The organism is Microcystis sp. LEGE 08355, from assembly GCF_015207185.1.
GTDB classification, from domain to species: Bacteria; Cyanobacteriota; Cyanobacteriia; order Cyanobacteriales; family Microcystaceae; genus Microcystis; species Microcystis panniformis.
Window position 1 is genome coordinate 1 of the sequence record NZ_JADEXI010000081.1, and the last position, 12383, is coordinate 12383.

The 12383-nt window shown below is 43.0% G+C and carries 8 protein-coding genes and 3 pseudogenes; 3 read left to right on the top strand and 8 right to left on the bottom strand.

What is annotated here, in order from left to right; genetic code table 11:
• Window positions 1-242: 242 nt before the first annotated feature.
• From nifJ to IQ242_RS06265, 3 genes are all read left to right on the top strand, one after another.
• The gene (gene nifJ, locus IQ242_RS06255; RefSeq protein ID WP_193959386.1) at window positions 243-3797 is read left to right on the top strand and encodes a pyruvate:ferredoxin (flavodoxin) oxidoreductase; all 3555 of its coding nucleotides are present in this window, start codon (window positions 243-245) and stop codon (window positions 3795-3797) included.
• Between the two features lie 2 nt (window positions 3798-3799).
• Window positions 3800-4825: a dihydroorotate dehydrogenase-like protein gene (locus IQ242_RS06260; protein WP_193959387.1), complete on the top strand. Its 1026-nt coding sequence runs from the start codon at window positions 3800-3802 to the stop codon at window positions 4823-4825.
• A gap of 288 nt (window positions 4826-5113) precedes the next feature.
• Entirely contained in the window at window positions 5114-6322 is a 1209-nt protein-coding gene (locus IQ242_RS06265; protein ID WP_193959388.1) for an ATP-dependent 6-phosphofructokinase, read from the top strand.
• 691 nt (window positions 6323-7013) lie between these two features.
• On the opposite strand, the gene IQ242_RS06270 is transcribed toward IQ242_RS06265, so the two are convergent.
• From IQ242_RS06270 to IQ242_RS27025, 8 genes and pseudogenes are all read right to left on the bottom strand, one after another.
• Entirely contained in the window at window positions 7014-7160 is a 147-nt protein-coding gene (locus tag IQ242_RS06270; RefSeq protein WP_004161760.1) for a hypothetical protein, read from the bottom strand.
• Window positions 7161-7290: 130 nt separating this feature from the next.
• Entirely contained in the window at window positions 7291-7518 is a 228-nt protein-coding gene (locus IQ242_RS06275) for a hypothetical protein (protein WP_052277900.1), read from the bottom strand.
• A 34-nt stretch (window positions 7519-7552) separates the two neighbouring features.
• The gene (locus tag IQ242_RS06280) at window positions 7553-7777 is read right to left on the bottom strand and encodes a DUF2283 domain-containing protein (protein WP_002742721.1); all 225 of its coding nucleotides are present in this window, start codon (window positions 7775-7777) and stop codon (window positions 7553-7555) included.
• A gap of 340 nt (window positions 7778-8117) precedes the next feature.
• Window positions 8118-10601, bottom strand: coding sequence for a WD40 repeat domain-containing protein (locus IQ242_RS06285; protein ID WP_193959389.1), 2484 nt, complete (start codon window positions 10599-10601; stop codon window positions 8118-8120).
• 65 nt (window positions 10602-10666) lie between these two features.
• On the bottom strand, window positions 10667-11062 hold the full coding sequence (locus IQ242_RS06290) for a hypothetical protein (protein WP_193959390.1): 396 nt from the start codon (window positions 11060-11062) through the stop codon (window positions 10667-10669).
• Window positions 11063-11088: 26 nt separating this feature from the next.
• Window positions 11089-11515: pseudogene (locus IQ242_RS06295) on the bottom strand (hypothetical protein).
• Between the two features lie 94 nt (window positions 11516-11609).
• A pseudogene (locus IQ242_RS06300) lies at window positions 11610-12167 on the bottom strand (substrate-binding domain-containing protein); the annotation flags it as partial.
• A gap of 5 nt (window positions 12168-12172) precedes the next feature.
• A pseudogene (locus tag IQ242_RS27025) lies at window positions 12173-12383 on the bottom strand (RNA-guided endonuclease TnpB family protein); the annotation flags it as partial.

Below are 12383 nucleotides of genomic sequence, written 5' to 3' on the forward strand. Positions count from 1 at the left end.
GTATTAAGAAAAAATAACGAATTGCTAGAAAGCCCAGAATCTGGCTAATGATCGAGGTGGAGACAGAAAAATCGCTCTACTTAAGCCTGTCTGCCGTAAGCGTCCAATAGTAGATAGGGAGTCAAAAGCGACGCTCAAGAAAGTCCTTCGGTTGTCAGGGAAACGAGAGGATATTTAGTGCGAAATTGAGCCGTAAAAAAACTTAAAATCCCGACAAATATCGTAAAAACTAAGGGGAACACATGACCACAAAAACCTATGCAACAATAGATGGTAACGAAGCTGTTGCACGCGTTGCCTATCGTCTCAGTGAAGTAATCGCTATTTATCCTATCACTCCCTCCTCGCCTATGGGTGAATGGTCCGATAGTTGGGCCGCCGAACGCAGGGCTAATCTCTGGGGAACCATTCCTTCCGTAATCGAAATGCAGAGCGAAGGTGGGGCAGCGGGAACCCTGCACGGAGCGCTACAAACAGGCTCTTTAACTACCACTTTCACTTCCTCCCAGGGATTATTATTAATGCTCCCCAACTTCTACAAAATTGCGGGGGAATTAACCTCTTCAGTGGTCCATGTGGCGGCCCGTGCTTTAGCAGCTCAAGGGTTGTCAATTTTTGGGGATCATAGTGATGTTATGTCTGCCAGAAGTACGGGTTGGGCTATGTTAGCAGCTAATTCCGTTCAAGAAGCTCATGATCTGGCAGCAATCGCCACAGCTACCACCCTAGAAACGCGGCTTCCTTTTCTGCACTTTTTTGATGGTTTTCGTACCAGTCATGAGGTGCAAAAAGTCGAATTAATTAGCGATGAAATTCTCAAAGAACTGATAGATGAAGACCTAATTATTGCCCATCGTCAAAGAGCTTTAACTCCCGATCGACCGGTGTTACGAGGCACGGCACAAAATCCCGATGTTTATTTCCAGGCAAGGGAAAGCGTCAATCCTTTCTATCATGCTTGTCCCGATATCGCTCAAAAAATTATGGATCGTTTTGCCCAATTAACAGGACGGCAATACCATCTTTATGAATACCACGGTGCGCCCGATGCCGAAAGAGTGATTATTCTCATGGGATCGGGAGGGGAAACCGTCCATGAAACCGTTGATTATCTCAATCAAAATGGGGCTAAAGTGGGGGTTTTAAAAGTTCGTCTTTATCGTCCTTTTGCCGCCGACAAATTACTGGCAGCTTTGCCCACCACAGTGAAAAAAATAGCCGTTTTAGATCGCTGTAAAGAACCCGGTGCCGGGGGCGATCCGCTATATTTAGACGTGGTAAATGCCTTTATGGAAGAGTACGAAGGTAAGCTGCCGAAAATTGTGGGAGGACGCTACGGTTTATCTTCCAAAGAATTTACTCCGGCCATGGTTGCTGGTATATTTGATAACTTAAGTCTCGACAAACCCAAAAATCACTTCACTATTGGTATCGTTGACGATCTTACCTTTTCTAGTCTGGAATATGACCGCAGTTTTTCCACCGAACCAGACAAAGTAGTGCGGGCGGTTTTCTACGGTTTAGGTTCCGATGGTACGGTGGGAGCTAACAAAAACTCAATTAAAATTATCGGTGAAGATACTGATAATTATGCCCAGGGTTATTTCGTCTATGATTCCAAAAAATCTGGCTCCGTCACCGTTTCTCACCTACGCTTTGGACCAGAGCCGATTCGCTCTACCTATTTAATCACTGATGCTAACTTTATCGCCTGTCATCAGTGGGAATTTGTCGAACAATTTGACCTGCTAGAAACCGCTAAATCGAACTCTATTTTTCTCCTCAATAGTCCCTATCCACCGGAGGAGGTATTTAGTCGCTTACCCCGCCATCTCCAGCAAACTATCATCGACAAAAATCTGCAAGTTTATACAATTAATGCCACTCAAGTAGCCAAAGAAGCGGGGATGGGCAGTCGGATTAATACCGTCATGCAGGTGTGTTTCTTTGCCCTAGCGGGGGTTTTGTCGCGGGAAGAGGCGATCGCACAAATCAAAAAAGCCATCCGCAAGACCTACGGCAAGAAAGGCGAAGAAATCGTGCAGATGAACATCAAGGCTGTGGATTCTGCCCTAGAACACCTCTATCAAGTGCCAATTCCCGCCACTGTCACCCCTGAAGCTTTTGAATTAAGACCCCCAATTCCCGACACTGCACCCGCTTTCGTCCGAGAAGTCCTCGGCAAAATTATCGCCCGTCACGGGGAGGAATTGCCCGTTAGCGCCCTTCCCAACGATGGGACCTATCCCACCGCCACTAGCCAATGGGAAAAACGCAATATTGCCCAAGAAATCCCCGTTTGGGATGCAGATGTCTGTGTTCAGTGCGGTAAATGCGTTCTCGTTTGTCCCCACGCTGTTATTCGCTCGAAAGTCTATGATGAGGCCGAATTAGCCACGGCCCCGGAAACCTTTAAAGTCGCTAATGCCAAGGATCACGACTGGAAAGGGCTAAAATTCACCATCCAAGTGGCCGCCGAAGATTGTACCGGTTGCGGTCTCTGCGTTGATGTTTGCCCCGCTAAAAACAAATCGCAACCGCGTCTAAGAGCGATTAATATGGCTCCCCAATTGCCCCTGCGGGAACAGGAACGAGTTAACTGGGATTTCTTCCTTAATTTGCCTAATCCAGACCGATTAAGCCTAAATCTCAACAAAATTAACCATCAGCAAATGCAGGAACCTCTCTTTGAGTTTTCTGGTGCCTGTGCCGGCTGTGGTGAGACTCCCTACGTTAAATTAGTCAGTCAGCTATTTGGCGATCGCATGATAGTGGCTAATGCCACCGGTTGTTCATCTATCTACGGAGGTAATTTACCGACAACGCCCTGGGCAGTTAACGCCGAAGGTCGCGGTCCAGCTTGGTCGAATTCCCTCTTTGAAGATAATGCCGAATTTGGCTTGGGATTCCGAGTTTCCATCGATAAACAGGCAGAATTTGCCGCAGAACTGTTACAAACCCTCGCTAGTGAAATCGGAGAAAGTCTAGCGGCAGATATTCTCAATTGTCACCAAGTGGATGAAGCGGAAATTTACGAACAACGGCAACGGGTAGAGGCCTTAAAATCCCGTTTAGGGCAATTAACCCCGACCACGCAGGTGAAAATGTTGTTATCCGTGGCCGATTATCTGGTCAAGAAAAGCGTCTGGATTGTCGGGGGTGACGGTTGGGCCTACGACATCGGTTATGGTGGCTTAGATCACGTTTTAGCCAGTGGTCGCAATGTGAATATTTTGGTCATGGATACGGAAGTTTACTCGAATACGGGTGGCCAGGCCTCGAAAGCTACTCCTCGGGCCGCCGTAGCTAAATTTGCTTCTGGTGGCAAACCGGGACCGAAAAAAGACCTCGGTTTAATGGCCATGACCTACGGTAACGTCTATGTGGCCAGCGTGGCTATGGGGGCAAAAAACGAGCAAACTATCAAAGCTTTCCTAGAAGCGGAAGCTTACAACGGGCCATCGTTAATTATCGCCTATTCTCACTGTATTGCTCACGGGATCAACATGACCACCGCCATGAACCATCAAAAAGAAGTGGTGGAAAGCGGTCGCTGGTTAATGTACCGTTATCATCCCGATTTAGCTAAAGAAGGCAAAAATCCCCTGCAATTGGACAGCCGTGCGCCTAAGCTTACCGTAGCGCAAACTCTCTACTCGGAGAATCGCTTTAAGATGTTGGCCACCAGTAAGCCGGAGGAAGCTAAACGTCTGCTCAAAGAAGCACAAGCAGATGTGGATACGCGCTGGCAAATGTATCAGTACTTAGCAGCAAAAGGTACAGGGAGCAAGGAATAGTTATGAATCTACACACTACCTACATGGGTTTACAATTGCGATCGCCGCTAGTCATCGGTGCGGCCGCACCCTTGAGCGAGGATATCGACAATATCAAGAGAATGGAAGACTTTGGAGCCGCTGCCGTGGTTTTACACTCCTTTTTCGAGGAGCAGATTAAACAGGAAAGACTGGCTCTACACCATCATTTTACCCACGGAGCCGAGAGTTTTGCGGAAGCTTTGACTTATTTTCCCGAACCGGAGGTTTTTCACGTTGGTTCCGACGAATATCTCAACCATATTCGCAAAGCCAAAGAAATGGTCGATATTCCGATTATTGCCAGTCTCAACGGTGAGACCTCTGGGGGATGGTTGGAGTATGCCATTCAAATTCAACAAGCGGGCGCTGATGCTTTGGAGTTGAATGTTTATTATGTTCCCAACGACCTAGAATTAACCGGAAATCACGTCGAACAAAACTATATTGATATCCTCAAAATTGTCAAATCGGAGGTATCAATTCCCGTCTCGATGAAGTTAAGTCCCTACTTTAGCAATACGGCCAATATGGCTAAACAATTAGCGGAAGCGGGGGCCGATGGGTTGGTATTATTTAACCGTTTCTATCAGCCGGATATCGACTTAGAAACCTTGGATGTTCACCCCAATATTATCCTCAGTAATCCCCAAGCAATGCGTTTACCCCTGCGCTGGATTGCCATGCTTTACGGTCGTGTACCGACGGATTTCGCCGCTACCAGTGGTATTCATAACGCCCTCGACGTGATCAAAATGATGATGGTGGGGGCAAAAGCGACTATGTTAGTTAGTGTTTTATTACGCCATGGTTTGGAGGAAATTACCAAGATCGAACAGGGTTTGTTGCATTGGTTGGAAGAAAATGAGTACGAATCGATCGAGCAGTTAATTGGCAGTATGAGTCAAATGAATTGCCCGGATCCGACTGCTTTTGAACGGGTACAGTATATGAAAGCTCTGCAAAGTTACGAACCTGTTTGGAAACGTTTTCAAACCACCAGTAAATAAAAGTGGGAAGCTTTTTTCAGTGATCAGTGAACAGTTATCAGTAATCAGTAATCAGTGAACTGAAAACTTAAGTAGGTAGGCGTTAAAAATTATCAGACACCCTCCTTATCAAGGGGGATCCCCCCGCCTATCGGCACCCCCCTTATCAAGGGGGGCAGGGGGGATCGAACCTAAAATCGATTTTTAATTTAATTATAACCAGCTACTTAACTGAAAACTGAAAACTTACATCTGATCACTGGTAACTGATAACTGATAACTGACAAAAAAATCCCGGAGGATATAACTATGAACGAGAATCAAAAGAAAAAAATCGGCATTCTGACCAGTGGTGGCGATTGCCCGGGGTTAAATGCGGTAATTCGTGCCGTGGTGAAAGCATCAAAACTCAAGGGTTGGGATGTGTACGGCATTCCCTACGGGACCGACGGTTTTATGCAGATTGCCGAGGGGAAATATCACCCCCAAGATTTGATCCTGACTCACCATGGCTATAACCTACCCGGAGTCTTGAAAGGATTAGACGTTTTGCAGTTTCTTAGTGGTAGTGTCTTGGGTTCTTTGAGTAAAGGACATCCCGAAAACCCAGAAATTGCTGCGAAAATCCTGCAAGGATACGAAATGCTGGGATTAGATGCCCTGATCGTCGTCGGGGGCGATGGGAGCGTCGATATCATCTATGATCTGGCCCAGAAGGGCAATTGGAATATTATCGCAGTTCCCAAAACCATCGATAATGATGTTCCCTATACGGAATGGTCCGTCGGTTTTACCACTGCCGTCGATATCGTCACTCAAGCTTTGTATGATCTCACCTTTACCGCCGCTAGTCACGAAAGGGTGATGATTGTGCAGGTGATGGGTAGAGATGCCGGTCATTTAGCCCTTCATGCGGGGATTGCTGGGGGTGCCGATGCGATTTTTATTCCCGAATTAACCCCGGCTCTCACTCCCGCAATTATCGACGGTTGTTGTCATCATTTGGCACAATTACGCGCCCAAGGTCGTAAATTCGCTCTCATTGTCATTTCTGAAGGAGTTAAAAACGAAGATAACCAAAAAGAGAAGTATATTGGCGATTATTTAGAAAAATTAATAGTTGACAAAACTCGCTCTTTGTGCGTTACCGATCCCGTCTTCTGTTATCTCAATTCCATGGATGTGCGGGCCATGTCTTTGGGACACCTGCAAAGAAGTCGTCCTCCTTTGGCCATGGATCGACTGTTAGCCACGGCTTTCGGCATTAAGGCCGTAGAATTAATCGAACAGGGAAAACTCGATCGCGTGGTGATTTGGCGCGGGGGACAAGTGCGTAGTTTGCCCCTGAAACCGGTGATCAAAATTATCAAAAAATGTCATCAAGAGAATCGCTGTGCCTATCCCGTGGATCCTGAGGGTTTTATCGTCAAAACGGCCCGTTCTTTGGGAATTTACCTAGGGGAAAATCCCACGACCGAGACGGCAGTAGTTCCGCCTGCTGTGGAGGTGTTGGTTTAGTTATAATCAAGCGAGAAGGGTTGCTCATACTTTCTCGCTTTGTTAATTGGTAAAGATTAGGTATTTATAAACGCTACAATTACGAGATATACTGACAGCTACTGTCGAAATAAAGAAACTTTTTAAAAGAGTGTAATTAGGGCTTGCTGAATAAATGTGAAATATAGACGAGGTAAGGGTTTTAGGGGCTTATTTTGCGAAACAGGTGCAAGATTTTGAGAGAATCGTGGTTGAAAACCTTGCATCTTCGGGGCGAAGCATTCGGGCATAACCTATCGCTGAAACCGTAGATTTCCTATCCGAATGCTTCGCCCCTACTTTTTCAGCCAGCCCTAATTAATTTTCTGAGCATAAACTTTTATTATCGGCCCGCGTCCTGTAGGGGCGAAGCATTCGGGCAATAACCTATCGGTGAAACCAGAGATTTTCTATCCGAATGCTTCGCCCCTACTTTTTCAGCCAGCCCTAATTAATTTTCTAAGCATAAACTTTTATTATCGGCCCGCGTCCTGTAGGGGCGAAGCATTCGGGCAATAACCTATCGGTGAAACCAGAGATTTTCTATCCGAATGCTTCGCCCGTACTTTTTGCCGCAAACCCTACATAAAGACTTCTACTATCAGTGATGAGGTTATAAGATTGAACTATTGGACAAGCTTCAATGAGATGTCTAATCTCTTGAAAATAGTCATTAATCAACAAATTCTATCTCCTCAATTTCTTCTTTGTCTTGCAGTAAAGCTTCTAGCATCCAAGCTTCTCCCATCCATTCATCAAAGTCTAAGGTATGCTGCAATTCATTGTTTTCAAATCGTCTGAGAAATTCTTGTGTCTGCATTTGATACTTATTTTCAAAAAAAGTTATTCGTTCTTGGGTGCGCTTAATTCCTTCTTGAAGTTCTTGCAGTCTTTCGGTTAATGCGTCTTCAATAAATTTTTTAAGGAGTTTAGATGCTTGGATTTAAGTTTTACTTCAGCCATAATGCTTCCGAGTTGATAATCGCTGCTGTTTGCCATTCGTCAGTCCATCCTAATTCTAGTTCATCTACTGCTAAAAAAGCTTGGGCGAGTTCTTCTGCTTCTTGTTGTTGTCGCCATTGTTGTAAAATTGAGGCGATGAAAATGCTTTTATCTTCTACTTTCTGGTCTAGGTAATTAACCAGTTCATCAGGTAAAGAAATGGAGATTTTAGCCATTGTTATCTCTTTGGCTATTTGATTCTAATATAGACTATTTTGATTGAGCTAAAATAACAGAATTAAGGGGGAAAGATTCAGTTTCTAAACGAGTTAAATCAACAATTTGACTAGCTTGATCAATATCAATTCCAACTAATTTTCCTTCGCTATCAAAATCTAAAACAATATCAGGGGCGATTTCTTGAGAATCGGTGCTTGTTTTTTCTGATAGGCTAATGTATAGAGAATCGGTTTCAGGATAATAACTAAATTTCATTTTTTACTCCTTAAAGTTACGATCTGGGAAGGCGTTATAAATGGTTTCTCCATCATCTAGAGTGACAACTCGCAAGTATTTTCCTAATTCGGGAATGTATAACCAATGACGAATGCGTCCATTTGGTTCTATTTCTCGTCTAACTGGATTCTGAATAGCCTGTTGACACTATTCTCGCTTAAGATAGGGTCTTTTGACCAAGACTTATTCTTCAAAGTAGCGGGTAGTTTTCATTCATCATTTTTCTGATCGATTCCTTCTATCATAATTTTAACGAAATTTAGATAAATTTCCCCAGATACTAAATTCTCCCCCCTTTTTAAGGGGGGCAGGGGGGGGATCAAATCCCATCACACAAACCCCTATCCTCCTCCCTGACATCAGAATTAGGATTGTGCAAATAAGCCCGCACCCAATCGCAACTACGCTCCATTAAATCACTTAAGCCCCAGTCTGTCCCAAGATTCCAGAGTTTGATAGTCTTGTCAGCACTACCGCTCACCAAAGTCTTGCCGTCGGGACTAAAATTAACGCTTCGGACAAAGCTATCATGCCCATGGAGGGTGCGGATTTCTTGGCCTGTTGACCCATCCCAGAGTTTGATAGTGTTGTCATAACTACCGCTCACCAATGTCTTGCCGTCGGGACTAAAACTAACGCTTGTGACCCAGTTATCATGCCCCTTGAGGGTGCGGATTTCTTGGCCTGTTGACTCATTCCAGAGTTTGATAGTGTTATCATCACTACCGCTCACCAAAGTCTTGCCGTCGGGACTAAAATTAACGCTATTGACATAGTTATGCCCCTTGAGGGTGCGGATTTCTTGGCCTGTTTCTACATTCCAGAGTTTGATAGTCTTGTCCTCACTACCGCTCACCAAAGTCTTGCCGTCGGGACTAAAATTAACGCTATTGACCCATTTATCATGCCCCTTGAGGGTGCGGATTTCTTGGCCTGTTGACCCATTCCAGAGCTTGATAGTCTTGTCCTCACTACCGCTCACCAAAGTCTTGCCGTCGGGACTAAAATTAACGCTTTGGACAGGGCTATCATGCCCTTCTAAGCGATTGCGTTCACTTTTCCAGTAGAGAAGTGCTTGTAAGGTATTCATCACCTCCTTGTCATATTTGTGTTGCTTTTGCAGGGTTTTTCCTGCTTTAATTGCTAAGACGAAAGCATCTAATTCTTTTCCTTGAACAAACAAAGACAAGGAAGAAAACCCGCGAGCATTTGCCAGATTGAGTTCCGCTTGTTGTGTTTTTTGCCAAGCCATTAAACCCAATCCCGTACTAACCACCAGCGCCACCAAAGAACCCGCCGCAATCCTTCGCGCTGTTCTAATTTTTTCATTTTTTTGACGTTCAGCTTGACTAATACTCGCCTTAATAAACTCTATCGCCACAGGATCTAAATTAGGCAGAGAATTATTCTTTTGAAACTCAACAATTTTAGCCAACTTAGAACCTCCCCAAAGCTCACTACTCGCTTTTACTGCATCTTGCTTCTGTAAATCATCCCACTGTTTTGCATCAGCATATAAACGACTTCTCAGAACAATTATCTCCTCTTTTTCTCGAATTAAATCCTGTAACACTTTCCAAGAACGTAATAACGCCTCATGTGCCACCTCAACCGTTGCTTTCCCGTCTTCTCCCTTACTCACCAAAAGACGATTATCTATTAATTGATAGAGAACCTCTCTTTGCATTTCCTCCTGTTCAAAACTCGATTTATCCGCCCTTCTGCTAACCGCTTTTTCCCCTTCTAAACTAATTAACTCTAGAAAAATTTCCTCTGCTGCTTTCCGTTGCTGTTCATCAAATTGACTATAAATTTTATCCGCTTGTTTTTCTAGCGCACCCGTTACCCCACCAATCTCTTGATAAGTCTTAATATTTAAAATCCGCTCTTGAATATGATCTTTTTCCCACAATAAATCTAATGTATATTGTAACAGAGGTAAAGAGCCGGCCTGTTCATAAAAATCGGCAATAATTTGATTAATTAATCCCTTTTCAAAGATTACCCCATTTCTCGCCGCCGGTTCAGCAATAGCTAATCTTAACTCACTTTCATCCATATCCGTTAACATCTTGCTATACTGATCATGGATTTTTCCTAAACTGGGATAAGGACTTAATTTATCTAAAAAATCCGCCCTCATCGTCATCACAATTTTAACTAAACTATCATTATTTTCAATTAATTTAATCAAACTTTTAATAAAAATATCCCTTTCTGTCTTCGGTGTACGAGTAAATAACTCCTCAAATTGGTCAATAAAAATAAACCATAAATCAGAATTATTTTTTAATCCTTCAACCACATTAATTAAAGTCTCTTCCTTAACAGCTTGTGCTAATTTCGCTTGGTATTGTTTATATCTATTTGCCAAAAGACAACCATAAAAAGACTCAAAGGGATTAACATCAGGAACAAAAGTTAAATTAACCAATCTATTTGCGCCAAAATCATCCTTTAACTTAGGAATTAAACCCGCTTGCACGAGAGAAGATTTACCGCTTCCTGACGCACCTAAAAGCAATAAAACATTCTTTTGCTTTAAATAATCGGTTAACTCAATAATCCAATTATCTCGCCCAAAAAACCTATCCTTATCATCTACTTCAAACTTCCTTAAACCCAAATAAGGTGAACCCGTAATTAAAGTTTGAGCCTGAATCTCAACTCCTGACTTTTGGGTAATAATATATTGATTGATTACACCGCCACTAATATCACCCGCAATTCCCTTAAATTCACCATCACCGCTAAGACCTTTAACATCACCTCCTATTTCTAAATAATAACTTTTATCAGTCATTTTTGCTACCCCAAAATTATTCTTTTCAAGTTAACTTTAAATTGCAGTTTTAGAATTAGCAATTTTTAAGGACTTCCTACTAAACCAAACAATTTAGCCAAACCGCCTAAAATCGTTACAATTAAAGCGACTAAAATCCCTCGACTGACAAACTCTTGATTCTCTAAGCGCTTTTCCACGCCATCAATTTTTCCCTCTAGACGCTTCTCGACACCATCGATTTTTTCCTCCAGACGCTTCTCGACACCATCAATTTTTTCCTCTAGACGCTTCTCTACACCATCAATTTTTTCCTCCAGACGCTTCTCGACACCATCAATTTTTTCCTCCAGAAGCTTAATTTCACCTTTAACTTCACTAAGTTCAATCTTAATATCAGTAACATCTTTTTGAAGATTATCTAACTTTTGATTGATTTGAATTAGAAAATCTTTAAGTTCTACCTCAACAGTAATTGACATAAATTTCCCTCCTAAATAATCCTCAACTAATTAATATTCTGACTAATATTTCCACCACTAATATCTCCTGCAATTCCCTTAAAAGTACCATCTCCCACCATTCCCTTAATATCACCACCAACATTAATATTATACTTACCTGCGTGCGGCAAATTCTTCAGGTTTTAATTGCTTAAGTAATGCTTCTGCTGTCTTAATAACCTCTGCATCTCTATCAATTTTTGCTTCAAGTAACTCTTCTTTGAGCAGTGTTTTTACCCCCTCTGAATCTGGTTTTTTCTCATGTTTATCGACGATATCACTATCATCTGTTTTACCTTTTTCTGCAAATTTCTTCTTAATCAACGCTTTTAAACCCTCATAAGCATCCTTAACGGCTGTTCCTGCCGTATCCTTAGCAGCAGCAACCGCACCAGCAGCCAACGCAGCGAGAATTAGAGAAATTGGTTCCATTGCCTGAGACTCCAAATTAGATATTGCTAACTCAATCTTAGATCAAAGCAAAGTATCTGACGCAATTATGGCGCAGGTATTGGGCGCGGATGGCTTGCTGAAAAGCTAATTCATTCAGTTGATTACGCTTCTGGGGACATTGGGAAGACGGGATCGAAGGTTCTTGATAGGGGGCAACTAATTTATTTTCGCTTTTACCAAGGGGTAAAGTTTTAATTCCACACTGGGGAACTACTTCCGGTGCAGAAGCATAGTAAATTCCTCCCGGATTTTGGGAAACTTTTCTGAGAGCGGGAGTTGTACTATAAACGTACTGAATGTTGCTGCCAAAATCGGCTTTTTCTAAAACCTGATCGATAAAAAATTCCACGGTTCCCCCATCTTCCTTGCGTCGGGAATAGGGAATAATGGCTAAATTAGGCCCGCCCACTTGCCGCCAATTGCTAATTTTTCCTGTATAAATATCTTTTAACTGGGTAATTGTTAGACCGGAAACCGGTAAATCGGGATGAACTGCGATCGCAATTCCATCGATAGCCACGGGAACCTCTTTTAAGGTCAATCCCCGTTGTTGAGCGCGTTGTATTTCCTCATCTTTGAGCGATCGAGATGCTTGGGAAAAAGCCAATTGATTCTCGATTAACATCCGAATAGTTACTAATTCTGTACGCAAATATTGCATCTAGAATTAGCTTTGTACGCTTTGACCCGTACTGGGTTAACTACGAACCTCTCTATCGGATTCCCGCTAAAGGCGGCCTCTCCGACTACCTTTCTTCCAATATTTAAGGAACCATTAATATCTGCTCCATAGAAATAACCCGACGAGCTTCTGAATAGTCCTCTTTTAATTCTCTTGCCTAAATAG